The sequence below is a fragment of the Streptococcus sp. SCPM-O-B-15277 (M60) genome (assembly GCF_058200335.1).
The window spans coordinates 334,964-360,755 of sequence record NZ_JBYQGR010000001.1 but is presented as its reverse complement, the minus strand read 5'-3'; the positions used below and the strand labels follow the sequence as shown (position 1 = coordinate 360,755).

The following is a 25,792-nucleotide window of genomic DNA, read 5'->3' as shown; positions in this document are numbered from 1 at the left end:
CCTTCTTCTATTTTTTTCTAAAGACGAATCGTTCTTTATCAAATTCTACAGCCAACTCATATTTCCCATCTTCATTTTGAACGATGTAGCCTAATAAGACTAGACTATCAACAAAGATATCACGTCGTTTCTGTATCAGTTGATTTTTTTTAAGAAACTTGAGCAAAAAAGTAGTCATGTACTTGAGAGCATACTCAGGATTGACATCCCCTAAAATTTCATACAGTCTCTGCTGTTCTTCCGTCAGTGGATACTGGAACTTGACCTTGTAGAAGTAATTAGACAAGGTCATCCTTTCCCTTGCAAAATCGGTGTACTCTTCTAGGATAGCTGCATTTGTTTGATTGCGTAATTCTGTCTTATAATCTTTCTCCAGGATTTCTTGATAGATGGGACTATCATCTCTTACAAAGACTTCCTGGTCTAGTTCAAGAAATTTTGTAGATTCTTGAAAGGGAAGATTGAGATAATAGCGTTTATTTTCTCGAAGGATGAGGCCCGCTTTAATATATTCCTCCATCAGCTTGTCCACTGGCTGATCTGGAAATTGGGCCTTGATTTGCCGCAAAATTACATAATCCTGCTGGTCTAGATAGTTGATCAAGTCCTTAAAAAAAGGCTGACGCGTCAAGCGTGTGGGATTAATAATTGTAATCATCCGTATATCTTTCTTTAAACTGTAGACGGGGAGACTGGGCCAACTGACTGGGATTGGTTCCTGGCTGATTCAGAGGCGCAGTTAGTCCTAGTTCTCGGTAGTAATCTTCCCAAAACGAACTAATCTCTTGTTCTCCTTCACCAAACTTCATGGGAATGGTCTCAAAAATAGGGAGGATTTCTGCAATAAATTGGGAACAATAGAAACCATCTCCATCCGGATAAAAGGAAGAATTGTAGGGAGCACCTAAAAGGTTTTCTGCTCGCTTTTTGACTTCTTTATCATCAATCTCTGCATAGCGGTATAGGTCATATACCTTCTCAGCTTCAAAGAAATCTTCAGGGGGCTGGGCTAGGACGCCACCTTCCGCCGTAGCATGATAGACCTTCCCGTCCAAAAAGATGGCTACATGGCTATAGTTCCCAGTAGATGCCTGGATGGCCTGTCCCATTTCCGTATTTTCTTTCACAAAAATCAAATCGCCAGATTCTAACATGGTCTCCTCCTAGCAAAAAAGGAGCCGAAACTCCTTTTTAACAATGGGTTATCCCCTTTATCATTAAGCATTAAAGCTTTCTGTCAATTGTGGTACCACTTGTTTCTTACGTGAAACAGCACCCGGAAGGAAAGCATGATTGTTTTCAAGTTTGAAGTTGAAAGCTGCTTCTACCTTGTCCATGTTAGCACCAAGGGCCAAAATTTCTGAGTTTGAGTTGACAATGTCTGTAATCATCAAGACAAAGTCAGAGTATCCGTTAGCTGCATTTACTGCTTGGATGGCTGCTTCGATTTCAGCTTGGCGTTCCAAGACTTCAGCGATATCAACTGTATTGACTTGAGCCACACGAACGTTGTTTCCGTTCAATTCAAAAGTCTTAGCATCGATGTCGATCAATTCTTCTGCTGATTTACTTGCCAAGTTAGTACCAGCCTTGAGCATTGCAAGACCGTATTCTTCCAAGTTAACGCCAGCCAATTCAGCCAATTCAGGTGCAATCACTTTATCAGATGGGTGTGTTGTTGGAGATTTCAAAAGAAGAGTATCTGAAATCAAACCTGAAAGCATCAAACCTGCAATTTCTTTTGGTACAGCTACGCCATGCTCTTTGAACATGCGGTATACGATAGAAGATGCTGATCCAACTGGTTCCAAGCGCATGTAAAGTGGGCTAGCAGTTTCAAAGTTAGCTACACGGTGGTGGTCCACAACACCATAAACTTCTACTTCAGCGATATCTGATACTGATTGTTGGAATTCATTGTGGTCAGTCAAAATAACTTGTTCTGCACCTTCTGCTTTAGCAAATGTGATCACGCGCGGTGCTTCAACACTAAAATAGTTCAATACAAAAGCAGTTTCTTCATTTGGAGTTCCAAGAGCCACTACTTCTGTATCCAAACCGTAAGCTTCTTTTGCAAGATAAGCAAAGGCTACAGATGAACCGATAGCATCTGAATCTGGATTTTGATGACCAAATACTAGAATCTTAGACATGATAATACCTCGTTTCTTTATTCTCTTTATTGTAGCATTTTTTTCGCTTTTTGACAAAAGTAAGAGGAGTCAAAGGACTCCTCGTTACAAGTCAAAAGTATTGACTAAATTTTTATGTTGATACTCTTTGAGATAATGTTCTTTTTGTAAGCGTGTTTGACGTTTGAAAAGAGCTTCTGCAGACATGGCTTCTTCCTTACTATCAAAACCTTCTGCAAAGATGAGTTTTACTGGTAATCTAGCTCGTGTATACTTGGCTCCTTTGCCACTATTGTGGATAGCGACACGTCTCTTGACATCTGTTGTATAGCCTGTATAGTAGGAACCATCACAGCACTCAACCACATACATATAAGCCTTATGATCCATAGTAAATCTCTTGAATTTCTGGTGTATAAGTACCATCACTATTATGAACAATGAGTGGTGGTAAAACCTTAAAACCACTAGTGGATCCGTCCTTAATAGCCTCAATCAAAAGCATATTGGCTTCCTTCTCCCGTTTAGGGTAAACAAATTGTAGGCGCTTTGGAGCTAGATTATGCTGTTGGAGCGTAGCTAAGATATCTAATAATCGATCAGGACGATGAACCATTGCCAAACGCCCATTTGATTTGAGAATACTCTGAGCACTACGACAAATTTCCTTGAGATTGGTCGTAATTTCATGCCGAGCTAAAAGGTAATGCTCGCTTTCATTTAGATTAGAATTTGGATCTACCTTAAAATAAGGCGGATTACATAAAATCAAATCAACCTTGCTCCCCTGAATGTAGCTAGGCATGTTCTTCAAATCATCACAAATAACCTGCATCTGCTCTTCTAAGCCGTTTAAACGCACTGACCGTTCAGCCATATCAGCGAGACGTTCCTGAATTTCTACAGATAGAATTTTAGCTTTGGTACGACTACTGGCAAAAAGTCCAACAGCTCCATTGCCCGCACAAAAATCCACAATTAACCCATTTTTAGGAAAACGAGGAAAGCGTGACAAAAGTACACTATCCACCGAATAGCTGAAAACCTCACTATTTTGAATAATCTTGATATCTGTAGAGAAGAGTTGATTAATGCGCTCTCCTGATTTTAATAATTGTTCTTCGTCCATACTTCTATTATAACAAAATATAATAACATCACAATGATTTGAGGGATATCAATTACTGTTTTTCTTTAAATGCTCCAAGGCTTCTCGTGTCCAAACAGGCATCATGCGACCAAGCGGCGCGAATCCATGTTTGATGCGATCATTCGAAAAACGTCTCCGTCTAGGAAGTTGATGTTTTTCTTCTTCCAAGGTACGAATGGAAAGGCTAGCCTTTCCTGTATATTCATCAAAATCTACTACTTGTACCTGGACTTCATCACCAATCTTTAAAACCTCGTAAATATTTTCGATAAATCCTGTCCGAATCTCCGATATATGAATCAGGCCTGTCACTCCTGTTTCTAACTCAACAAAAGCTCCATAGGGCTGAATCCCAGTAATACGGCCATTTAGCTTATCACCGATTTTCATTTTAGTCCTCAATTTCAATAGTTTCAATGACTACGTCGTCAACTGGCTTGTCCATTGCGCCTGTTTCGACACCTGCAATTGCGTCCAGAACTTCATAAGAAGCTTCATCCGCAAGTTGACCAAATACAGTATGACGACGGTCTAGGTGAGGAGTCCCACCTTGTTCAGCATAAATTTCCGCAATTGGTTCTGGCCAGCCACCGCGAGCAATTTCTTTCTTAGAATATGGCAAGTGTTGGTTCTGTACGATAAAGAACTGGCTACCATTTGTATTTGGCCCAGCATTAGCCATAGAAAGGGCTCCACGGACATTGTAAAGTTCTTCTGAAAACTCATCCTCAAAAGACTCTCCATAGATAGACTCTCCACCCATACCAGTTCCAGTTGGGTCTCCACCTTGAATCATAAAATCTTTAATAATACGGTGGAAAATCACACCGTCATAGTAACCATCTTTTGACAGAGCAATAAAGTTGGCTACTGTTTTTGGTGCGTGATCAGGGAAAAGTTTGACACGCATATCCCCATGATTTGTCTTAATAGTCGCAATTGGACCTTCTACTGTTTCAATGTCTACTTGTGGAAAATGTAATTCTTTTTCTACCATACCAAATCCTTCTAAGGCATCAAAGATGCCATCTTCTTCTAATGTTTTTGTAATATAATCTGCTTTTTCTTTGATTTTTTCATGAGAAACACCCATAGCGACACTAATGCCTGCATAATCAAAGAGCTCTAAATCGTTAAGTCCGTCCCCAAAAACCATCACATTTTCAGGTTTAAGACCTAATTGGTCTACCACTTTGGCAACTCCAGCTGCCTTAGAACCAGAAATAGGCACCACATCTGACGAATGTTCATGCCAACGTACCATACGTAAAGTCGATGCCAAAGTATCAGGCAAGACAAGGTCATCACCCTGCTCCTCAAAGGTCCACATCTGATAAATATCTTCTTTTTGGTAAAAATCAGGGTCCACCTCTAAATCAGGATAAATCGGGTCAATCGCCTGGCTAATCATCTCTGTTCGCCTTGATAGTTTAGCAGCATGACTTCCCACCAAACCATAATCAATCCCAACTTCTTTGGTCCAAGTAATATACTCTTCAACCTTATCTTTAGCAATTTTATTACTATAAATGACATTACCTTTTTTGTCCTCAATATAAGCACCATTCAAGGTTACAAAGAAATCAGGTTTGAGGGCTTTAATCTCTGAGACCACACCAAAAATGCCTCGACCAGTCGCAATTCCTGTCAAGATTCCTTTTTCGCGTAATTGTTTAAAGACTGTTGGAATAGTACTTGGAATAAAGCCAGTCTTTGAATTTCGTAAAGTATCATCTATATCAAAAAAGATAATCTTAATCTTCTTAGCCTTGTATCTTAACTTGGCATCCATTATAATACCTCCTTCAATTCACTCTTTCCATTATACCATAAAGTAGAGAAATCCCCTATCTTCAAAAAAATACACTATTTCTTATTCGAATTTCTTGGATAGGTACAGAACTAAATCATCATTATTTTGAATAGTCGCATTCATTTCCAACGGCTGATTTCGATACCAAACGCCTGAACCATCAGGAATATAGCCTCGTTTGATGTACAATCTCTGGGCAGGTCCATAGCCTGAGTGCAAACCTACACCCAACGTCACTTTGTCTGAAAAAAGCTTAACTCGATTTTCTGCCTCTTCCATCAATAGGTTTCCAATTCCTTGATTTTGAAAGGACTCAAAGACATTGAAATCTGAAAGTTCTGGTGCTATTCCAGCAAAGGGACCCTGCTTAGCATCGGGTAAAATAGTAATGTAGCCAGCTACAGCACCATCAATCTCTGCAACTAAGACTTCTCTCTCCCCACTTTCCTGTTCCAGAAAATATCTAGCCAAAATTTCCTCTCTACCAGGCCAACTTTGATTCATAAATCCATGAGATAAGGATTCAATATCAGACTTAATCATATTTCTAATCGTACAATTCATCTTTGACTTACCCACCTTTACTCTTTCTATTACCATTATAGCATGCCAAGGTCAGAAAAAACTATCTCGTGAAAAAAGACCCGTAAGGGTCTTAATTCGCTTTCTTATTTTCAAGCTCACGAAAAAGAGGTCCACTGGACCCCAACTCGCTCTCACATTTCAATGCTCGTGAAAAAAGACCCGTAAGGGTCTTAACTCGCTTTCTAGTTTTCAAGCTCATGAAAAAGGGTCCACTGGACCTGAAAAAAAGACCCACCCGGGTCTTTTTTTTTTAATCTTCGTTTACGAAAGGCATCAAAGCCATTACGCGAGCGCGTTTGATAGCTGTTGTTACTTTACGTTGGTTTTTAGCTGAAGTTCCTGTTACACGACGAGGAAGGATTTTCCCACGTTCTGAAACGAAACGGCTAAGAAGCTCAGTATCTTTGTAATCAACATATTCAATTTTGTTTGCTGCGATGTAATCAACTTTTTTACGGCGTTTGAATCCGCCACGACGTTGTTGAGCCATGTTTTTTCTCCTTTATAGTATTAATTGTCCATTAGAATGGTAAATCATCATCTGAAATATCCAAAGGATTGGTTGCTCCAAATGGATTTTCATCACGTGAAAAGTCTGGTACTGAATTTGTAGAAGCTGCATGATTCGCAGTTGGTGCAGAATAAGCTCCACCATTTTGTCCTTCACGAGCACTACGGCTTTCCAACATTTGGAAATTCTCAGCTACGACTTCTGTCACGTAGACACGTTGTCCTTGCTGGTTATCGTAACTACGAGTCTGAATACGGCCTGTAATCCCGACAAGAGAGCCTTTTTTAGCCCAGTTAGCAAGATTTTCAGCCTGTTGGCGCCACATAACGACATTGATAAAATCAGCCTCACGTTCGCCATTTTGACTCTTGAATGTACGGTTTACTGCAAGAGTAAAAGTCGCAACTGCTACATTTGATGGGGTATAACGTAACTCAGCGTCACGTGTCATACGCCCTACAAGTACAACATTGTTAATCATAGTCTACCTTCTTACGCGTCAAGTTTGACGATCATGTGACGAAGAATGTCAGCGTTGATTTTTGAAAGACGGTCAAACTCTTTAAGAGCTGCGTCGTCGTTTGCTTCAACGTTAACGATGTGGTAAAGTCCTTCACGGAAATCTTGGATTTCGTATGCAAGACGACGTTTTTCCCAATCTTTTGATTCAACAACAGTTGCACCGTTGTCAGTCAAGATAGAGTCAAAACGTGCTACCAAAGCGTTTTTCGCTTCTTCTTCAATGTTTGGACGAATGATATAAAGAATTTCGTATTTAGCCATTGATATGTTCCTCCTTTTGGTCTAATGACCCCAAGCCTTTGCAAGGGGTAAGTGAGGTTTGCTCACAATAAACTATTATACTAGAAAAAAGTTTTTTTCGCAAGCTTAAAGTAAGTTATATTTTTCTTTTTAGAGTTTTTTTGCAGAAGTTTTTGTAATTTCATCTACGAGAATATTTTCATCCTCGAATTTCTTTTTCAATGAAGAAAGGTCAATGCTTCCCTCAATTTGTACTTCAATAACAATTTTACCATCCTTACGTGGAATATTAACGGTATGAGAGATATTAAGATTTTCCTCAACGATTAAAGAAACAATCTTACCTAAAACTCCAACTTCATTTTCTGTGATAAAACGAACACGGATTCCCTCTTCACCATAACCAGCGATTTCAAGAAAGGCACTGAATACATCACGATCTGTAATGACTCCATACAATTGTCCATTGTCAACAACTGGCAAAATACCAATCTTATTTTTAAGCATGAGATAAGTTGCATCTTCTAAACTTGCATAGCCTGAGACAGTAACAACATCTCGAATCATGACGTCTTTTACTTTTGTCTTATTAAGCAGATAATTCATCTCGAAGATTGAAAGACTTGTCGCTTTTGAAGGACTAGCTTCAGCGATTGTCCCTTCTGTTACCAAGCCTACTAATTTATCATTCTCAATAACAGGGAGACGGTGCAGACCTTGCTCGCGCATCAAATCTGCAGCGTGCGCTACAGTCGTATCAGGACTGATATAAACGACCTTTCGTGTCATAAAATCTTTAACTGCCATCGGAAATCTCCTTTATGTTTATAGTTTTATTATACACTTTTCACGGAAAGCTATCAAACGCTTTCATTTCTTTTTCAAGATTCAGATAACTCTGAGAACTTTACGAAAAAGAGCCCCACCTAGAGCTCTTATTATTATACTTGTCTGAATTGCGTCGCAATCTTTATCTGCCGACTAAAACAATCAACTAGATCTATATGAGGATTGCTAATGCAATCTCTACCTGCCGACTAAAAAGGTCCCCCAGACTATAGAGGGATTGCATGCGCAATCTCCATCCACAACCTAAACTAGTCTCCCAGACTAGATGTTAATTGCTGACGCAATTTTTATCCGCCGACTAAAACAATCCACTGGATTGTTTTAGCCACCTAGATATGCTTTTCTGACTTCGTCTGATGCTGCGAGTTCTTTTCCTGTTCCTGAAAGAACAATCTTACCTGTTTCAAGAACATAGCCTCGATCTGCGATTGCAAGTGCTTTATTGGCATTTTGCTCAATCAAAAGAACGGTTGTACCTTGCTTTTGAATATCCCGAATGATATCAAAAATTTCTTGGATAAAAATCGGAGCAAGACCCATTGATGGTTCATCTAATAAAAGAAGTTTAGGCGTTGACATGAGTGCACGACCCATGGCTAACATCTGCTGTTCTCCTCCTGATAGAGTTGCAGCATCTTGGTTCTTACGTTCTTCTAAACGTGGGAAACGCGAAAAGACTTTTTTCAAATTCGCTTGATTTTCTTCACGATTTTTCTTAAGGAAGGCCCCCATCTCCAAGTTTTCCATAACTGTCAAGCCAGGGAAAACGTGACGACCTTCTGGTACTTGAGAAAGTCCTGATGCTACAATCTTTTGTGCAGGCATCTTTTGGATTTCTTGTCCCAAAAATTCAATTCGACCAGCACTTGGACGCACAAGACCTGATAGGGTACGAAGAATTGTAGTTTTACCAGCACCGTTAGCACCGATAAGAGAAACAACTTCTCCTTCATTGACTTCAAAGCTCACATCACGTACAGCTTGAATCATACCGTAGTGTACTGAGAGGTTTTCAACTTTTAACATAGACATTAGGCTTCACCTCCAAGATAAGCTTCGATAACACGTTTATTACTCTTGATTTCATCTGGTGTACCATGAGCAATCAAACGACCATACTCAAGGACATAGATACGCTCAGTAACTTCCATGACCAAGCTCATATCATGTTCAATCAGCATGATGGTGATTTTAAATTCATCCTTGATACGACGAATTAATTCAGTTAATTCTGCAGTTTCTTGTGGATTCATACCTGCTGCAGGCTCATCCAAGAAGAGGATTTTAGGCTCTGTAGCAAGGGCGCGAACAATTTCCAAACGACGTTGTTGACCATAAGCTAAGTTTTTAGCTAAAGTTTCAGCCTCACCATCTAAATCGAAGATATTTAGTAGTTCTAGGGCTTTGGCTTTTAATTCTTTTTCATTCTTGTAAAAAGCTGGCAGACGCAAAAAACTAGCAAATACATGTTGTTTATGATGGTTGCTAAATGCAATGAGAACATTGTCTAATACAGTTAAGTCTTTAAAGAGACGAATGTTTTGGAAAGTACGTCCTAAACCAAGAGCAGCAATTTTATAGGGTTGCTTGCCATTTAACAAGTGACCATCCAAGGTTACTGTTCCTTCGCTTGGTTCATACACACCTGTCAGCAAATTGAAAAGAGTTGTTTTCCCAGCTCCGTTCGGTCCAATCAAACCAACAAGTTCACCTTCATTCAATTCAAGAGTTACATCTCCAACAGCTGTCAAACCACCAAAATGCTTGGTTAAATTTTTTACTTCAAGTAATGCCATTAGTTTTGTCCCTCCTTCTTACCTTTTTTAAAGAGACGTGATAGGCTCAATTCCCATGTTCCAAGAAGACCACCTGGTCTGAAAATCATAACGAGTACCAAGGCCAAAGCATAGATAATCATACGAACGCTAGCAACGTCTTGAAGGAACATATTCAAAATACCAAGAACAACGGCAGCAACAATCGCCCCTGTAATGGATCCCAAGCCACCAAATACAACGATAATCAAAACGTTAATAGAGTTGATAAAACTATAATCCTTAGGCACGACAGAACCGATAAATCCTGCTTGAAGCGAACCTGCGATACTTGCAGTCATAGCTCCGAATACAAAAGCAATAATTTTGATTTTAGTTGTATTGACCCCAACTGATTCAGCAGCGATTTCATCTTCACGAACGGATAAAGTTAGACGACCGATTGGACTACGAAGGAAATTAAGTGTTGCAATTGTAGTAATCACAGCAAAGAAATATACCATTTGCCAGGTTGTAAAGTTTGGAATACCAAGGATACCAGCAGCTCCGTTAGTTAGTTCACCACCATTAACAATACAGATTCGAATGATCTCAGCAACACCTAGTGTCGCAACCGCAAGGTAGTCCCCTTTCAAACGTAAGGTAGGAATACCAACGATGAGGGCAACTAAACCAGCAATAATGGCACCAAGTAGCATAGCTCCGAAGAAGGCTCCATAGGTTGGAGATTTAGAACCGATAATGGCTGCTGCATAGGCACCGATAGCCATAAATCCAGCATGTCCAAGTGAAAATTGACCAGAGAAACCAACGATAAGGTTAAGACCCACAGCCAGAATAATGTTAATACCGATTTGTTCTAGAATTTGAATATGGAAAAGGTTTAGAACTCCTAGTGAAACTAATAAACTAATCGCACCGTAACCGAGTAACAAAAGAAGTATCCAGAGAATATTAGCTTTTACGTTATCTTTCATTGTTTACACCTTCTCTTTCACATTTTTACCGAGGATACCAGCTGGTCGAACAATCAAGATCAAGAGTAAGATTCCATATACGATGGCATCTCGGTAATCTGACATTCCAAAGGCCGTTGCGAAAGTTTCCAATAGTCCAATTACAAAACCTCCGAGAGCTGCACCAGGGATGATTCCGATACCACCAAGAACGGCCGCAACGAAAGACTTAATACCTGGAGTCATACCCATTAATGGTTCTAACGAATTATAGTAAAGTGCAATAAGGACACCCGCAGCACCAGCCAATGCTGAACCTAATGCAAAAGTGAAGCTAATTGTACGATTTACGTTAATCCCCATCAACTGAGCTGCATCACTATCTACAGATACAGCACGCATAGCTTTCCCCATCTTGGTTTTTTGTACGATGAGTTGCAAAAGAATCATCAAGACAATCGAAACCGTCAAAATCAACAATTGAATATTTGTTAGACTGATTGGCCCCAAGTCATAACGAACTGTTTGGATCGCTTGAGGAAAGGCACGTGTATTAGCACCAACTAAATAGACCATCCCGTACTCAAGCAAGAAGGACACCCCGATAGCAGTAATCAATACAGAGATACGAGTGGAATGACGTAGCGGACGGTAGGCTAAAAACTCAATGATAACACCGAGGATAGCTGAACCAATCATGGATAAAATTAAGGCTAAAAAGAAATTTAAATGGAGGGCATTGATCAAGAAATAACCCATGAAAGCACCCATCATATAAATATCACCATGGGCAAAGTTAATCAGCTTGATAATTCCATAAACCATAGTATAACCCAGGGCTAGCAAGGCGTAGACACTACCCAAGATTAAACCATTGACAAGTTGTTGAAGCATATGGTTCACTCTTTCTAAGTTTTATTTTTAGGATTTTATAAAAAAATAATCCCTTTATAAACACCGAAACAGGGAGTGAGTAAAAGCTCATTCCCCATTTACGATATCTATAAAATTAAGGTTTTACGACTTCTGCCGCATCTACTTTACCATTATTCATGGTCATCATGAAGGCTGTTTTCACAGTGTTATGATCTGCATCAAAGCTTGTTTGACCTGTAACACCTTCGAAGTTTTGTGTTTTAGCAAGATTGTTCTTGATATCAACTGAAGTTTTTGCACCTTTTGCAGCATTAGCTACAAGGTAAACTGAGTCATAAGCAAGAGCTGCAAATGTTGAAGGATCTTCGTTATATTTTGCACGGTAAGCTTCAAGGAAGGCTTTTGCTTTATCTGAAACATCAACAGTAGTTGAGAATCCTGAGATGAAGTAGATATTTGATGCGCGTTCAGCAGTTGCTTGTTGAACAAATTCTGCACCGTTAAATCCGTCACCACCAATGATTGGCTTATCAATTCCCATACCACGAGCTTGGTTTACAATCTTACCAGCTTCTGTGTAGTAACCTGGCAATACGATTGCATCAAAGTCTTTATCTTTGATTTTTGTCAAAGCTGCTTGGAAGTCTGTATCACCTGATACAAATGTTTCGTCTGCTACGATTTCACCTTTGAATGAATCACGGAAAGATTTTGCAATACCTTTAGCGTAGTCACTTGAGTTATCTGTATACAAGACCACTTTCTTAGCGTTCAATTTATTTGAAACGTAGTTTGAGATGATTTTTCCTTGGAAGCTATCTTGGAATGTTCCGATGAAAAGGAAATCTTGACCTTTAGTCAAACCATCTTGAGTAGCACTTGGAGAAATCAATGGTACTCCAGCTTGTGTAGCATTTGCTACTGCTGCTGCAGTCGCACCTGAAGTCGCAGGTCCTACGATAGCTGCTACCTTAGATTGAGTAACAAGGTTTGTTGAAACAGAAGCAGCTTCAGCAGTTTCAGATTTGTTATCTTTGTCCACTACTTCGATTTGTTTTCCATCGATACCACCTGCTGCGTTGATTTCATCAACTGCAAGTTGAGCACCCTTTTGCTCAGAAGTACCGTAAGATGCTACAGCACCAGTTTCTTCGAAGTTGAAACCAATTTTTACAACTTTTTCATCAATTGGGTTACCAGTTGTGTTTGAAGCTCCTGACTTCACTTCCCCACAAGCTGCTAAGAGTGCTGTACTTGCAAGAGCTACGAGTGACAATGCAAATTTTTTCTTCATGTTTATCTCCTTTTAATGTTCAATTTAAATTACATGTTAAGAATATACCGAATTATCAGAAAATTGTCAACAAGTTTCTCTCACTTTTTTAAATGATAACGTTTTCGTTGGTTTTATATAGGTTACCAACGAAAGGAGTTTCCAATTCTTGAATATGACAAACTCTCACTTTTTTGATAAATTTCTCTTTTCCTAAACGATTTACCAGCTCTTCCACTTCTTCTGTTGGGACATAAAGTTGTAGGTAACGATGTTTTTTTGAGTGGTAACAAATATCACCATAATTTGCGAGTTTTTTAGCATCGCGATTATAGTATAAATAGATAATCAGACCAGACCGATTCTCTTTTTGAAACATAATTCAACTTCCTTCTAACAATCTTCCTTCTATTATATCAAAAAAAACAAGCTCAGTCGAGCTTGCTTTAGTAGTTTAATTCAAAGAATTATTAGCCATAATTTCGTCAATAAAACCGTAGTCAAGAGTTTCTTGGGCACTCATCCAGTAATCACGTTCAGCGTCTGCGTGGATTTGCTCAACTGATTTGCCAGAATTATCTGCTAGGATTTGTTCTAAAGTCTTACGAGTTTTAAGCAAGTGTTCAGCAGCGATGGCCATATCAGTCTGCTGAGTACCACCACCTGTACCACCCATTGGTTGGTGAATCATGTATTCTGCATTTGGAAGCATGAAACGTTTGCCCTTTGCTCCACTTGAAGCAATAATTGTACCCATTGAGGCTGCCATTCCCATAACGATAGTTTGGACATCAGCCTTGATAAAGTTCATAGTATCAACGATTGCCAAACCAGCTGATACAGAACCTCCAGGAGTGTTTACATAAAGGTAAATATCTTTTGTACTATCTTGGGCATCCAAGAAAAGCAATTGGGCGATGACTGAATTTGCCATATTGTCTTCGACTGGTCCAGTCAACATGATAATGCGGTCCTTAAGAAGACGTGAGTAAATGTCATACGAGCGTTCTCCACGACTTGTTTGTTCAATAACTACAGGAATCATTCATTTCTCCTTTTTTGATTTCTAATTTCTTTGTTAATAGGATTATTATATATTTTTGGTCAAAAAAGGTCAAATTTTTGCTCCATTCTAAAGACAGATACAAAAATTCAACCTCCTTTCAAATCTAAGACTAGGTTATAGTCTCAATATCATTTTAGAATCTTATTTTGTACCGAACAAGCGGTCTCCTGCGTCACCAAGACCTGGAACAATATAGCCGTGTTCGTTCAAGCGTTCATCCAAAGCTGCTGTAAAGATTTCTACATCAGGGTGTGCTGCTTGAAGTGCCTTCACACCTTCTGGAGCTGATACAAGGCAGACAAACTTGATGTTTGAAGCACCACGTTTTTTGAGGGAGTCAACAGCCAAAATCGCTGATCCACCTGTTGCAAGCATAGGATCAACTACAAAAATTTGACGTTGGTCAATATCTTCAGGTAATTTTACCAAGTATTCTACTGGTTGAAGGGTCTCTTCATCACGGTACATACCAATGTGACCAACTTTAGCTGCTGGAACCAAACTCAATAGTCCATCAACCATCCCAATACCTGCACGCAAGATTGGGACAATCGCCAATTTTTTACCAGCCAATTGTTTTTGAACAGTTTTTGTGATTGGTGTTTCGATTTCTACGTCTTCAAGTGGAAGATCACGAAGTACTTCATATCCCATCAACATTGCAATTTCATCAACTAGCTCACGAAAAGCTTTTGTAGAAGTGTCAGTTCGACGCAAGATTGACAATTTGTGTTGAATCAGTGGATGATTAATAACTTCAAGTTTTCCCATTTTCTGAATTCCTTCTTTCAATTTATTCTACTTATTATACCAAAAAATGGTTTAAAAATCTTTCTAAACCATTTATTTTTTTATATTTCTATATCAAATCTGCTTCTTGAAGTGCTGTTTGAACAGTTTCAAGTGGTAAATGTGTTAATTCTGTCCCTTTTTCTTGATAAAGATACTGAGCATAATCGTCCATGCGGTATTGATTGATATACACAACACGCTCGCATCCTACTTGAAGTAATTGTTTGGTACAATTGAGGCATGGGAAATGTGTAACATATGCTGTAAATCCTTTTGGAACGCCACGTTCTGCCCCTTGTAAAATGGCATTTACTTCTGCATGAAGGGTACGGACACAGTGCCCCTCAATCACAAGACAGTCATGATCAATACAATGCTCTGTCCCCGACACTGATCCATTATAGCCGGTCGAAATAACCTTATTGTCCTTGACTAAAACAGCTCCTACCTTGGCACGTTTACAGGTCGACCGATTAGCAATCAATAGGGCTTGAGCAGCGAAGTACTCATCCCAAGCCAGTCTTTTTTCAGTCATAACTTCTCTCCTCTTGATTTATTTTTTGAAAAATGGCAAGCGCAGATCTGCAATTTTTTCAGCGGGAACCTTCATCCCATCCTTGATCCATTTGAGCAAAACTGATACGATGGCAGAACTCCAAAAAGAATGCAGGTAAGAGCTGACTCCTTTTGATTTTCCATAGTATTTTTCTAGAAATTCTTGCATAGCTTGCACAAAGATTTTTTCTAAGTGATAGTCCAAGGCAAGCTGAATCACCTTAGCTTCTTTCTTGGCTTCTCTAAAGAGGTGAACCCATACCAGATAAAGGTCTGTTTTTACATCGTAATGACTTAGTTGCTCCATGATGTTATGGACACTACGTTTAAAAACACTTTCTAAAATCTCTTCTTTTGAATCATAATTTCGATAAAAGGCTGCACGAGAAACGCCAGCACGCTTGACTAACTCAGAAATGCTAATCTTCGCTAACTCCTTTTTCTCCAAGAGTTGCAAAAGAGCTGTTTCTATCGCTTCTCTGGTTAGCAAATTAGATTCTTGGTTTGATTTTCTTAGGTTCTCAAGAGATTTTTCAGATATTTTACGTTCAGACATAACAATTTCTTTCTACTTGTGACAACAGAGAGCTACTACTTTTGTTTCAAGGGCTTTCATGTTATAATTGTAAAAAAAGACAGAACCTTTGTCAATGTATAAGTGATAAAGATGGAGAATTTCTATGACTTGGAAGATTGTAGCTGACTCTGGTTGTGATTATCGCCAATTGGCAAATCCTGCTATTGATACCGAATTTATCAGTGTTCCCTTAAAGATTCAAGTAGCAGATCAAATCTTTGTTGACGATGCTAATCTTGATATCGATCAAATGATGGAAACTATGTATGCAACTTCTGAAGCTTCAAAATCAGCTTGTCCTAGCCCTGATGATTACTTACGTGCTTTCGAAGGTGCCAAACATATTTTTGTGGTGACCATTACCGGAACTCTCTCTGGTAGCCACAATAGCGCACAATTAGCTAAAAACATTTATCTCGAAGAACACCCTGACACTCAGATTCATGTTATCGACAGCTTATCTGCTGGTGGAGAAGTTGACTTAATCGTTGAAAAAATCAATGACTTGATTGATCAAGGACTTTCTTTTGAAGAAGTGGTTGAAGTTATTACTACTTACCAAGAAAAAACGAAGTTGTTGTTCGTTCTTGCTAAAGTTGATAACCTAGTTAAAAACGGTCGCTTGAGTAAGCTTATCGGTACAGTTGTCGGGCTTCTTAATATTCGTATGGTTGGGGAAGCAAGTGAAACCGGAACATTGGAACTTCTCCAAAAGGCTCGTGGTGCTAAAAAGTCCCTTCAAGCTGCTTATGAAGAGTTAATTAAAGCTGGCTACGCCGGTGGGCGTATCGTCATGGCTCATCGCAGTAACGAAAAATTCTGCCAACAACTTTCAGAACTTGTACGTGAAAAATACCCAGCAGCTAATATTAAAATTATCCCAACTTCTGGTCTTTGCAGTTTTTATGCAGAAGATGGCGGACTCCTTATGGGATATGAGATTGGCTAATCAATCAGACAAGAGATGACTATTCATCTCTTGTTTTTTTGTGGTACAATACTTTTATGAAACATTTTGATACTATTGTTATCGGTGGAGGTCCTGCTGGTATGATGGCTACAATCTCTAGTAGCTTTTATGGCCAGCACACCCTTCTCATCGAAAAAAATCGGAAACTCGGAAAAAAATTAGCTGGAACTGGTGGTGGTCGCTGCAACGTGACCAACAACGGAACTCTGGATGACTTACTAGCTGGCATCCCTGGAAATGGGCGTTTTCTATACAGTGTCTTCTCCCAGTTTGATAACCATGATATCATCAACTTTTTTACAGAAAATGGTGTCAAACTGAAGGTAGAAGACCACGGTCGCGTTTTTCCAGCCAGCGACAAATCTCGGACCATCATCGAGGCTTTGGAAAAGAAAATCATTGAACTTGGTGGGCAAATTGCTACTCAAACAGAAATTGTTTCGGTTAAAAAGATAGACGACCAGTTTGTCCTTAAATCTGCAAACCAGACCTTTACTTGTGATAAACTCATTGTCACAACCGGTGGGAAATCCTATCCTTCAACTGGTTCTACTGGTTTTGGCCATGAGATTGCTCGCCACTTCAAACACGCTATTACCGAGCTGGAAGCTGCTGAGAGTCCTTTATTGACTGATTTTCCGCATAAGGCCTTGCAGGGGATTTCGCTAGACGATGTGACCCTAAGCTATGGCAAGCATGTCATCACCCATGATCTGCTCTTTACCCACTTTGGTTTATCAGGTCCTGCTGCTCTGCGCATGTCTAGCTTTGTCAAGGGTGGTGAAGTCCTCTCTTTAGATGTCTTGCCACAACTTTCTGAAAGTGATTTAGTAGATTTTCTAGAAGAAAACCGTGAAAAATCCTTGAAAAATGCCTTGAAGACCTTGCTCCCTGAACGTTTGGCAGAATTCTTTGTCCAAAGATATCCTGAAAAAGTCAAGCAGCTAACACAAAAAGAACGCGACCAGCTTGTCCAATCTATCAAGGCTCTCAAAATTCCTGTGACTGGAAAGATGTCGCTTGCAAAATCTTTTGTAACTAAAGGTGGCGTTAGTCTCAAGGAAATCAATCCAAAAACACTGGAAAGTAAACTGGTACCTGGCCTCCACTTTGCTGGCGAGGTACTGGATATTAATGCCCACACAGGTGGCTTTAACATCACTTCTGCCCTCTGTACCGGATGGGTGGCAGGAAGTCTACATTATGATTAAGAAATACGAAGGAGAAGCCTATGAACAGAAGAGAATCAGTCGAATTTGTCAATATGTGTATGATTCAAAACGGAGACAAGGTTCTAGTTCAAGACCGAGTTAATCCTGACTGGCCTGGCATTACTTTTCCTGGTGGGCATGTTGAACGTGGTGAATCCTTTGTCGATGCCGTCATTCGTGAAGTGAAAGAAGAAACTGGTCTGACCATTTCCAAACCCCAACTCTGTGGTATCAAAGATTGGTATGATGATGCTGATTTTCGCTATGTCGTACTTTTTTACAAGACAGAACACTTTACTGGTGAACTCCAGTCTTCAGACGAAGGAAAAGTCTGGTGGGAGAATTTTGAAAATCTATCTCATCTTAAACTAGCTACTGAGGATATGTCTGATATGCTTCGTGTATTTGTAGAGGAAGATCTGAGTGAGTTCTTTTACTATAAAGATGGTGACGACTGGCTTTATGACTTGAAGTAATAAATAGGCTAGGAAATTCCTAGCCTATTTATTCTGCATTTGTCTGAACGTAAGCAGCAATGACATCTGATGTGTACTGGGCTGTTCCAGGTCCAAATTTATCAATATTTTCCTTAAACTCTGGGTTGTAGACATATCCTTTACCGATATATCCGAAGACTTCAATAGAGCAGTCAAATCCATAAGTACGAATGGCTTGTAAGAGCTTGGCTGCTTGCTCTTGGTTTTCAATTGCTGTTGCAGGTAAACCAGCTTGAAGATTTTGTGCCAAAGTTTGAAAGACTTGGTTAAAGGCGACCGTAGACTCATCTTCGCGACCCTTTTGTCGCTCTAGTGCTTGATCCATGACTTCTTGTCCATACTTCTCTACCGCTTCTTGCTGGTATTTTTGATGATCTTGATAGCTAAATCCAGTGAATTTTTCCTCAATGGTCATTTTTCTTTCTCCTTTTTGTTCTTGAATGGTTTTCTGCAAGGTGGAAATCAAGGTATCCAGATGTTGCCTTTCTCGAGTTAGATACTCCAACTGCCTAGTCAAATGTGGCAATAAATCTTTCCTTTCTTCCTTTAACAGCTCTGCTATTTTTTCTAAAGAAAAGCCAAGATACTTATAATACAGAATAACCTGAAGGCGTTCCAAATCCTCTTGACTATAGGTTCGATAGCCGTTTTCCGACTTTAAGGGGACCAAGAGTCCTATCTTGTCATAGTGGTGCAGAGTCTTGACAGAGACACCTGAAAGCTGCGCAGCTTCTTTGATATGGTACATGATTTCCTCCTTACAAGGATAGTATAACCCCTCCCCTTAGGTCAGAGTCAAGATTTTTTTATAAAAGTTTAACTATTTTTAAATTTGGGGAAGATAATCGGTCTAAGCCATTGTCAAACTTTGACCTATTGTCCTCAGATTCGGAGAATTCCAAGTTAAAAAAAGACTTGAGAATCAACCTCAAGTCTTTTCTTTTTATGGATGGCTTACAATCAATTCTAAATCTGATCCTTCCAAGGTCCAAGCTTCAACATCACTTGGCAAGATAAAATGGCTACCTTTTTGAATTGGATAATCTTTACTATCTACAGTCAATTTTCCTTGACCAGCCAAGACACTAAACAAACTATAGTCAGCTGTCTTTTCAAAGTCCACTTTCCCAGTGATTTCCCACTTGTAAACTGCGAAGAAATCATTAGAAACAAGAAGAGTTGAACGCAGGTCATCTGCTTTGACAGTCACAGGTCGGCTGTTAGCAGGCTCACCAATATTTAAAACATCGATGGATTTTTCAAGGTGAAGCTCGCGCAAGTTGCCATTATCATCCTTACGGTCAAAGTCATAAACTCGGTAGGTGGTATCACTAGACTGTTGCGTTTCAAGGATTAAGATACCTGCACCGATAGCATGCATGGTTCCACTTGGTACATAGAAGAAATCTCCAGCCTTAACAGGAACCTTTGTCAGCAAGGCATCCCAGTTTTTGTCTTCGATTTGCTGGCGGAGTTCTTCTTTAGACTTAGCATTGTGACCGTAAATAATCTCTGAACCTTCATCTGCAGCAATGATATACCAGCACTCTGTTTTTCCGAGTTCACCTTCATGCTCTAGTCCATAAGCATCATCTGGGTGAACTTGAACACTGAGCCAGTCATTGGCATCAAGGATTTTGGTCAAGAGCGGAAATACAGGTTCTGGACGGTTGCCAAACAACTCACGGTGTTCCGCATACAAAGTAGCTAGGTCTGTTCCTTCATAGCGACCATTGGCTACCTTAGACACACCATTTGGGTGAGCTGAGATTGCCCAATACTCACCAATCTTGTCATTTGGTATGTCGTAGCCAAACTCATCACGTAGTTTAGTCCCACCCCAGATTTTTTCTTGCATTACAGAATTTAAAAATAACGGTTCTGACATCTTGATCTCCTGTCTGATTTTTCTCCCTTCATTATAGCAAAAAAAGAGTTCCAGTTGAACTCTTTTTCATATCTTATAAAGTAGGGAGAAGATTTTATAAAAATAGTAACGATATGATTTTCATACTTTCGAAAAATCTACCAGAAACTATTAGTTCACAAGATTTGGAAGAATAAGCACCATAAAGAAAGCTAGAGCAACCATCAGAAAAACGAGGAAATAAGCTAAACATTTAGTCAGCCATGCATAACGACCTGGTTTTAAAGGTCTTTCTACATAGGAATGTTTTGGTTTCTTAGGATCATAATAAACAGTTACCTTTCCTCCAATTGGAAATCGTTCCATTAAAGGTGATTTTGTTAAAGAGATGAAACTATTCCTATAAATCTTGTATCTTAAAACCTGAGGAATTTCCCCATCTTCAAAATTATCCATTTTGACATCAGATACGATTGAACCTAAGGGAGTACTGATTGTATTTGAAATCGCATATAGAAATTTCGGTCCTAAAACCTTGTATTGGTTCCCGTCGACAGTGTACTCAACCACTGGGAGACTAATTCCGTTATAAAGAGCATAGGAATATCGGATAATAACTCCTTCCGTTCTTTCGGTGCATCTCTTGGCATTTCTGTAATTACTAAAGATAAAAATGTCGAACATGAAATAGGTGAAGGCAGCAAAGCCTAACGACATTAAGCCAAATAATAGAAAGAAAGTTGTTGGCATCTTTTTCTCCTTCAAACATGATGATGACTCTATTTTAACAGAAAAGATGGGAGAAAAAAAGACCGGATTGCTCCGATCTTTCAATAGTTCATATTCTCACATTCTGTTTTAAGAATCATTAAGGTTAACTTCAAATGACTAAGCGCCCTTATTTCATTCTATAAAAATCAATGACTAGACCAGCAGGGCCTTCAACTAACAGGGATTCTGTTCCCCAATCCGTTTCACAAGGACCGTGTAAAATCTCGACACCAATCTCTTTTAACCGCTTTTGGTTCTGGTCGACATCCCCAACCTCAATGTGTAGAATGATTCCTGACTGAAAATTTTCCAAAGGAATCAAATGATTTTGGGATAACATGAGACAATGACTGCCAATCGTGAACTGAGCAAAACTGTTATCAACATAGTCCGCCTTTTTATCCAAGATACACTCTAATTCAGCACAGACTTGGGGAACATCTGACACAATAATATCTAATTGATTTAAATTCATTTACTGTCCTCCACAAAAAGACCGGATTGCTCCGATCTTTTAAGTTTCTCTCTAAGAAAATCAATGCATAAAATCTACAATGTTTACTTTTGATTTTCGACGAGAGGAATTATTTAATTGCGCGTGATTGCAATCCTTCTTCTTCCAAGAAGAGGCGGAATGGTACGAGTTCTTCTGCTTCGTATTTTTCCTTGAAGGCTTTAATAGCTTCTTCTGAGTGTTGTTTTGGATCCAACTCAAGTACTTCTACTGGAAGTGGACGGTGTGGTGTGATGTGAGCATCGATAACAACAGTTTTACCTTCTTTGTTCAATTTAACAGCTTCTGCAACAACTGCATCGATGTCTTCGATACGGTCAACTGTAAATCCTACAGCACCTTGCGCTTCAGCGATTTTCGCATAGTCAGCATTAGGGAAGTCACAACCAAATAAGTGTTTGTTTGTGTCTTCGTATTTGTCCTTGATGAAGGCATATTTACCATTTGAGAAGACAACGTTGATAACTGGAAGGTCGTATTGAACGTTTGTGATAACGTCTGGGTAGCACATGTTGAATGCACCGTCACCCATGATGTTCCATACTTGGCGATCTGGATTGTCTTTCTTAGCAGCGATACCACCAGGAAGGGCAATACCCATTGTCGCAAAGAGTGGAGATGTACGCCACATGTTCTTAGGTGTCATGTGAAGGTGACGAGTAGATGTTTGAGTAGTGTCACCTACGTCGATTGAGTAGATAGCGTCTTGATCAGCATGTTTGTTGATTGCATTGTAAACTTGATACAATTGCAATTCACCCTCAGTTTTACCTTCGAGTTTGTTCATGTAATCACGCCAGTTTTGGTTGTTCTTCACGTTTGCACGCCACCATGGAGTAGATTCAACTGGGTTCACTTTGTCGAGGATAGCTTTAGCTGCTTGACCTGCATCACCAAGGATTGAAGCGTCAAGGGCGTGACGTTTACCAAGTTTGTAAGGGTCAATATCCACTTGGATGAATTTTTCAGTGTTCTTGAATGCTTCGTATACTTCAGCAAATGGGAAGTTTGAACCAAGGAAAAGAACTGTGTCTGCTTCAAAGACCACTTCGTTGGCTGGCTTCCAACCAACACGGTAAGCAGAACCTGTCAAACCTTCGTAGTTCCATTCGAAAGCTTCGAAGTTTTTACCAGTTGTGATGATTGGTGCTTTGATTTTACGTGACAATTCAGTGATTACTTCACCAGCTTTCACACCACCGTAACCAGCGTAGATAACTGGACGTTCAGCGTTGTTCAAAATTTCAACAGCTTTGTCGATTTCAACTTCGTTCAAAGCAGGAGCGATGAATGAACGGTCGTATGAACCTGAACCGTAGTATGAGTTTTCGTCGATTTCTTGAAAACCAAAGTTTACTGGAATTTCAACGACAGCTGGACCTTTTTTAGAAACTGCAGCACGGCAAGCTTCGTCAATGACTTTTGGCAATTGTTCTGCGTAAGCTACACGTTTGTTGTAAACAGCGATACCGTTGTACATTGGGTTTTGGTTCAATTCTTGGAAGGCATCCATGTTCAATTCGTTAACTGGACGTGATCCAAGGATAGCAAGGAATGGAGTGTTATCCATAGCTGCATCGTAAACACCGTTGATCAAGTGAGTCGCACCAGGTCCACCTGAACCGACTGCAACACCGATAGATCCGCCAAATTTAGCTTGCATAACCGCTGCAAGAGCACCTGTTTCTTCATGGCGAACTTGCAAGAAACGGATATCTTTGTCTTCAGCCAAAGCGTCCATAAGTGAGCTGAGTGTTCCTGATGGGATACCGTAGATAGTGTCTACGCCCCATGTTTTCAATACGTTGAGCATTGCTGCAGATGCAGTAATTTTCCCTTGAGTCATAATGATAACTCTCCTTCAAAATAATTTCATATATTTACAAAAAACGCTTTTATATGTTATTTGAAAACGATTCAGTAAATTTACACTCCTAATTTATCACATTTGCTTATAGTTTCATAAGAATGTGCTCACAAAACTTCATTCTCTATTACAGTACAGTTTGAAAGCGTTTTGAAAATCTGTTTTAGAATAGCAAAAAAGCGGTTAAGACCGCCTTTTTAATCGACTTTAGTAAAATTAAGCATGAGAGAGCTGATCAGAACAGAGACTGAACTAAAGGCCATGGCCAATCCTGCAAGTTCTGGATTGAGTACCAAACCAAGACCAGAAAACACTCCTGCTGCAATCGGAATACCAATGAGGTTATAGATAGAAGCCCAGAAAAGATTGAGTAGAATACGATTAAAGGTCTTCTTACTCATATCAAAAGCACGTGCCAATCCTAGTAAATTGTTGGTTGTAAGGACAAGATCTGCTGATTCAATGGCAATATCTGTCCCAGAGCCCATGGCAATTCCGACATCAGCTACACTGAGGGCCGGCGCATCATTGATACCATCTCCAACAAAGGCCAATTTGCCATTCTTTTGAAGCTTGTGAATTTCATGTGCCTTTTCCTCTGGCAAGACATTTGCAATCACTTCTTCGATTCCAATTTGCTCTGCAATCGCATGCGCTACTCCAGCATTATCTCCAGTAAGCATGACAGTTCTAAGGCCACGTTTTTTCAATTTGGCAATAGCTTCTCGAGCATTTTCCTTAGGGACATCCTGCAAGGCAATTAAGCCTTTTAACTGACCATCTACGGATAGGAAGACAACTGTTTTTGCTTCTTTCTCCAGCAAATCAAATCGTTCTTGATAATCATGTGGAATAGCAAGATCATCTAAGAGTTTGGCATTCCCCAGCAAGACTTGTTTACTATTAATAATCCCAGTCACACCTTTTCCATGCAAGGCTTGGAAGTTTTCCACTGGGTAAAGGCTAATTCCTAGTTCAGATGCACGATTAACAATAGCTTGAGCTAGCGGGTGTTGAGATACATCTTCCAGTGAAGCAGCCAAACTTAGCACTTCTCTTTCATCACCAATAACATCTGTCACTACTGGCTTCCCTTCGGTCAAGGTTCCTGTCTTATCAAAAACAATGGTTTGGACTTTTTGGATTTCCTGTAAAACTGTACCATTTTTGAGAAGAATCCCCATCTTGGCACTTCGTCCTGTTCCTACCATGAGTGCTGTCGGTGTCGCGAGTCCTAGTGCACAAGGACAGGCAATTATCAAAACTGCTACTCCATAGAGGAGCGACGTCACAAAGCTTTCTCCTAGGAAAACAAACCAGATCCAAAAAGTAAGAAGTCCTAAAATGACAACTGCTGGTACAAAAATCCCTGAAATCTTATCTGTCAAATCTTGAATAGGGGCGCGACTCGTTTGCGCTTTCTTCACAAAGTTCACAATTTGAGCCAACATAGTCTCAGAACCAACTTTTTCAGCTTTAAAGATGATCGTACCACTATTATTGATGGTTGAACCAATGACAGCATCTCCAACTGATTTATCGACTGGAATACTTTCCCCAGTCACCATTGATTCATCAATACTCGTTTCACCTTCTAAGACAATACCATCAACGGCAATTTTTTCACCTGGTCGAACGCGAATGAGATCCCCAACTTTGACTTGTTCTAGAGGTGTTTGAACATAAACATCATCACGCAAAACCTCTGCTGTTTTTGCTTGTAGGTCTAATAATTTTTCGACTGCCTGCGAAGTATTTTTTCGCATTTTTTCCTCAAAAACTGCTCCCAAAAGAATGAAGAAGAGGATAAATGCAGCACTTTCAAAGTAAACGGGCAGACCAGTGAAGAGGGCAACTAAGCTATAGAAATAGGCCACTAGGGTTCCCAGAGCAACCAAGGTATCCATGTTGGAATTGTGCTTTTTAAAACTAGCCCAGGCGCTTCTGATATATGGAACTCCAGCTACCAGCATAATGGGTGTTGTGGCTAAAAAGGTGCCCCAACGCATGACTTGGTGACTAATTCCTCCTGTAGACATCCCAATCATGAGAATCACAAGAGGCACAGTAAAGATACTAGTAATCCAAAAACGCTGTAAAAGACTGAGAGACTTTTTAGTTTTTTCAACAACGGTGTAGGTCCCCTTTTGCATCTTCATACCACATGAAAATTCATGCTCACCCAAGTCTTGAGGAGTAAAACGAATGACTTTTTCCTCATCTTGAGCGATTGGTTCTAGAATCCCTTCTTCTTCGAAGAGAATTTCCTTATAGCAGTTTGATGGTGTCACACGGTGAAAGGTAATCTCAGCAGGAATTCCTTTTTGTAGTTGAATATGGGCTGGATGATAGCCTTTTTCTGCCGTGATACGGATTTTTTGAACACCATTTTCAAGGCTTGCTTTTACAATTTCAGTCATAAT

Annotated in this window: 31 protein-coding genes; 3 read left to right on the top strand and 28 right to left on the bottom strand. The window is 39.7% G+C overall.

Features of this window, described 5'->3' with window-relative positions; genetic code table 11:
• Nucleotides 1-7 precede the first annotated feature (7 nt).
• The 22 genes from AC3E9F_RS01855 to AC3E9F_RS01750 all read right to left on the bottom strand — a co-directional run bounded on the left by AC3E9F_RS01855 (nucleotide 8) and on the right by AC3E9F_RS01750 (nucleotide 15,651).
• Nucleotides 8-658 carry a DUF1803 domain-containing protein gene (locus AC3E9F_RS01855; RefSeq protein ID WP_263393838.1) on the bottom strand — a complete coding sequence of 217 codons (651 nt, stop codon included), beginning with the start codon at nucleotides 656-658 and terminating at the stop codon, nucleotides 8-10.
• Nucleotides 642-1,154 carry a YiiX/YebB-like N1pC/P60 family cysteine hydrolase gene (locus AC3E9F_RS01850; RefSeq protein WP_263393839.1) on the bottom strand — a complete coding sequence of 171 codons (513 nt, stop codon included), beginning with the start codon at nucleotides 1,152-1,154 and terminating at the stop codon, nucleotides 642-644. The genes AC3E9F_RS01855 and AC3E9F_RS01850 overlap by 17 nt, the downstream gene beginning before the upstream one ends.
• 63 nt (nucleotides 1,155-1,217) lie before the next feature.
• Nucleotides 1,218-2,153, bottom strand: coding sequence for a manganese-dependent inorganic pyrophosphatase (locus AC3E9F_RS01845; RefSeq protein ID WP_490672736.1), 936 nt, complete (start codon nucleotides 2,151-2,153; stop codon nucleotides 1,218-1,220).
• A gap of 84 nt (nucleotides 2,154-2,237) precedes the next feature.
• Nucleotides 2,238-2,522, bottom strand: coding sequence for a GIY-YIG nuclease family protein (locus AC3E9F_RS01840; protein WP_490672735.1), 285 nt, complete (start codon nucleotides 2,520-2,522; stop codon nucleotides 2,238-2,240).
• A complete protein-coding gene (locus AC3E9F_RS01835) occupies nucleotides 2,512-3,261 on the bottom strand; it encodes a tRNA1(Val) (adenine(37)-N6)-methyltransferase (RefSeq protein WP_490672734.1) in 750 nt (249 codons plus the stop codon). Before AC3E9F_RS01835 ends, AC3E9F_RS01840 begins: the two co-directional genes overlap by 11 nt.
• A 48-nt stretch (nucleotides 3,262-3,309) precedes the next feature.
• A complete protein-coding gene (locus tag AC3E9F_RS01830; RefSeq protein ID WP_004252382.1) occupies nucleotides 3,310-3,672 on the bottom strand; it encodes a S1 RNA-binding domain-containing protein in 363 nt (120 codons plus the stop codon).
• 1 nt (nucleotide 3,673) lies between these two features.
• Nucleotides 3,674-5,074: a bifunctional Cof-type HAD-IIB family hydrolase/peptidylprolyl isomerase gene (locus tag AC3E9F_RS01825; RefSeq protein WP_263393842.1), complete on the bottom strand. Its 1,401-nt coding sequence runs from the start codon at nucleotides 5,072-5,074 to the stop codon at nucleotides 3,674-3,676.
• Between the two features lie 81 nt (nucleotides 5,075-5,155).
• Nucleotides 5,156-5,659, bottom strand: a complete 504-nt coding sequence (locus AC3E9F_RS01820) for a GNAT family N-acetyltransferase (protein WP_263393843.1) — start codon at nucleotides 5,657-5,659, stop codon at nucleotides 5,156-5,158.
• A gap of 271 nt (nucleotides 5,660-5,930) precedes the next feature.
• A complete protein-coding gene (gene rpsR, locus AC3E9F_RS01815) occupies nucleotides 5,931-6,170 on the bottom strand; it encodes a 30S ribosomal protein S18 (RefSeq protein ID WP_000068664.1) in 240 nt (79 codons plus the stop codon).
• 31 nt (nucleotides 6,171-6,201) lie between these two features.
• On the bottom strand, nucleotides 6,202-6,672 hold the full coding sequence (gene ssbA, locus AC3E9F_RS01810; RefSeq protein WP_263393844.1) for a single-stranded DNA-binding protein SsbA: 471 nt from the start codon (nucleotides 6,670-6,672) through the stop codon (nucleotides 6,202-6,204).
• Nucleotides 6,673-6,683: 11 nt separating this feature from the next.
• The gene (gene rpsF / locus AC3E9F_RS01805; RefSeq protein ID WP_002896497.1) at nucleotides 6,684-6,974 is read right to left on the bottom strand and encodes a 30S ribosomal protein S6; all 291 of its coding nucleotides are present in this window, start codon (nucleotides 6,972-6,974) and stop codon (nucleotides 6,684-6,686) included.
• 129 nt (nucleotides 6,975-7,103) lie between these two features.
• Nucleotides 7,104-7,760 (bottom strand): CBS domain-containing protein, encoded by a 657-nt coding sequence (locus AC3E9F_RS01800; RefSeq protein WP_006148127.1) that lies wholly within the window; start codon nucleotides 7,758-7,760, stop codon nucleotides 7,104-7,106.
• 363 nt (nucleotides 7,761-8,123) lie between these two features.
• Complete coding sequence (locus AC3E9F_RS01795) at nucleotides 8,124-8,834, bottom strand: ABC transporter ATP-binding protein (RefSeq protein ID WP_263393845.1); 711 nt, start codon at nucleotides 8,832-8,834, stop codon at nucleotides 8,124-8,126.
• Nucleotides 8,834-9,598 carry an ABC transporter ATP-binding protein gene (locus tag AC3E9F_RS01790; RefSeq protein WP_214262188.1) on the bottom strand — a complete coding sequence of 255 codons (765 nt, stop codon included), beginning with the start codon at nucleotides 9,596-9,598 and terminating at the stop codon, nucleotides 8,834-8,836. Before AC3E9F_RS01790 ends, AC3E9F_RS01795 begins: the two co-directional genes overlap by 1 nt.
• Nucleotides 9,598-10,554 (bottom strand): branched-chain amino acid ABC transporter permease, encoded by a 957-nt coding sequence (locus AC3E9F_RS01785; protein ID WP_263393846.1) that lies wholly within the window; start codon nucleotides 10,552-10,554, stop codon nucleotides 9,598-9,600. Before AC3E9F_RS01785 ends, AC3E9F_RS01790 begins: the two co-directional genes overlap by 1 nt.
• Nucleotides 10,555-10,557: 3 nt before the next feature.
• Nucleotides 10,558-11,427: a branched-chain amino acid ABC transporter permease gene (locus AC3E9F_RS01780; protein ID WP_263393847.1), complete on the bottom strand. Its 870-nt coding sequence runs from the start codon at nucleotides 11,425-11,427 to the stop codon at nucleotides 10,558-10,560.
• 115 nt (nucleotides 11,428-11,542) lie between these two features.
• Nucleotides 11,543-12,703: an ABC transporter substrate-binding protein gene (locus AC3E9F_RS01775; protein WP_004252370.1), complete on the bottom strand. Its 1,161-nt coding sequence runs from the start codon at nucleotides 12,701-12,703 to the stop codon at nucleotides 11,543-11,545.
• A gap of 88 nt (nucleotides 12,704-12,791) precedes the next feature.
• Nucleotides 12,792-13,061 (bottom strand): YlbG family protein, encoded by a 270-nt coding sequence (locus AC3E9F_RS01770; RefSeq protein ID WP_178895259.1) that lies wholly within the window; start codon nucleotides 13,059-13,061, stop codon nucleotides 12,792-12,794.
• Nucleotides 13,062-13,136: 75 nt separating this feature from the next.
• Nucleotides 13,137-13,727: an ATP-dependent Clp protease proteolytic subunit ClpP gene (clpP, locus tag AC3E9F_RS01765; RefSeq protein ID WP_060956027.1), complete on the bottom strand. Its 591-nt coding sequence runs from the start codon at nucleotides 13,725-13,727 to the stop codon at nucleotides 13,137-13,139.
• Between the two features lie 162 nt (nucleotides 13,728-13,889).
• A complete protein-coding gene (gene upp / locus AC3E9F_RS01760) occupies nucleotides 13,890-14,519 on the bottom strand; it encodes a uracil phosphoribosyltransferase (protein ID WP_004252365.1) in 630 nt (209 codons plus the stop codon).
• Between the two features lie 88 nt (nucleotides 14,520-14,607).
• A complete protein-coding gene (locus AC3E9F_RS01755) occupies nucleotides 14,608-15,075 on the bottom strand; it encodes a deoxycytidylate deaminase (protein ID WP_263393848.1) in 468 nt (155 codons plus the stop codon).
• Between the two features lie 18 nt (nucleotides 15,076-15,093).
• Entirely contained in the window at nucleotides 15,094-15,651 is a 558-nt protein-coding gene (locus AC3E9F_RS01750; RefSeq protein ID WP_004252362.1) for a TetR/AcrR family transcriptional regulator, read from the bottom strand.
• Nucleotides 15,652-15,775: 124 nt separating this feature from the next.
• Here AC3E9F_RS01750 and AC3E9F_RS01745 point away from each other — a divergent pair, with 124 nt between their 5' ends.
• Genes AC3E9F_RS01745 through AC3E9F_RS01735 form a run of 3 tightly spaced genes read left to right on the top strand, consistent with a single transcriptional unit; the run spans nucleotide 15,776 to nucleotide 18,329 of the window.
• Nucleotides 15,776-16,621, top strand: coding sequence for a DegV family protein (locus AC3E9F_RS01745; protein WP_263393849.1), 846 nt, complete (start codon nucleotides 15,776-15,778; stop codon nucleotides 16,619-16,621).
• Nucleotides 16,622-16,677: 56 nt separating this feature from the next.
• The gene (aao, locus tag AC3E9F_RS01740; RefSeq protein WP_263393850.1) at nucleotides 16,678-17,853 is read left to right on the top strand and encodes an aminoacetone oxidase; all 1,176 of its coding nucleotides are present in this window, start codon (nucleotides 16,678-16,680) and stop codon (nucleotides 17,851-17,853) included.
• A 20-nt stretch (nucleotides 17,854-17,873) separates the two neighbouring features.
• Nucleotides 17,874-18,329, top strand: a complete 456-nt coding sequence (locus tag AC3E9F_RS01735; RefSeq protein ID WP_263393851.1) for an 8-oxo-dGTP diphosphatase — start codon at nucleotides 17,874-17,876, stop codon at nucleotides 18,327-18,329.
• Nucleotides 18,330-18,357: 28 nt separating this feature from the next.
• Here the strand turns inward: AC3E9F_RS01735 and AC3E9F_RS01730 are convergent, their stop codons facing one another.
• From AC3E9F_RS01730 to AC3E9F_RS01705, 6 genes are all read right to left on the bottom strand, one after another.
• A complete protein-coding gene (locus AC3E9F_RS01730) occupies nucleotides 18,358-19,098 on the bottom strand; it encodes a MerR family transcriptional regulator (protein WP_263393852.1) in 741 nt (246 codons plus the stop codon).
• Nucleotides 19,099-19,293: 195 nt separating this feature from the next.
• Nucleotides 19,294-20,238 carry a mannose-6-phosphate isomerase, class I gene (gene manA, locus AC3E9F_RS01725; RefSeq protein ID WP_263393853.1) on the bottom strand — a complete coding sequence of 315 codons (945 nt, stop codon included), beginning with the start codon at nucleotides 20,236-20,238 and terminating at the stop codon, nucleotides 19,294-19,296.
• 150 nt (nucleotides 20,239-20,388) lie between these two features.
• On the bottom strand, nucleotides 20,389-20,967 hold the full coding sequence (locus AC3E9F_RS01720) for a DUF3592 domain-containing protein (protein WP_263393854.1): 579 nt from the start codon (nucleotides 20,965-20,967) through the stop codon (nucleotides 20,389-20,391).
• A 148-nt stretch (nucleotides 20,968-21,115) separates the two neighbouring features.
• The gene (locus tag AC3E9F_RS01715) at nucleotides 21,116-21,463 is read right to left on the bottom strand and encodes a VOC family protein (protein ID WP_263393855.1); all 348 of its coding nucleotides are present in this window, start codon (nucleotides 21,461-21,463) and stop codon (nucleotides 21,116-21,118) included.
• A 109-nt stretch (nucleotides 21,464-21,572) separates the two neighbouring features.
• On the bottom strand, nucleotides 21,573-23,348 hold the full coding sequence (gene spxB, locus AC3E9F_RS01710) for a pyruvate oxidase (RefSeq protein ID WP_263393856.1): 1,776 nt from the start codon (nucleotides 23,346-23,348) through the stop codon (nucleotides 21,573-21,575).
• A gap of 218 nt (nucleotides 23,349-23,566) precedes the next feature.
• Complete coding sequence (locus AC3E9F_RS01705) at nucleotides 23,567-25,789, bottom strand: heavy metal translocating P-type ATPase (RefSeq protein WP_490672733.1); 2,223 nt, start codon at nucleotides 25,787-25,789, stop codon at nucleotides 23,567-23,569.
• Between the last annotated feature and the right edge of the window lie 3 nt (nucleotides 25,790-25,792).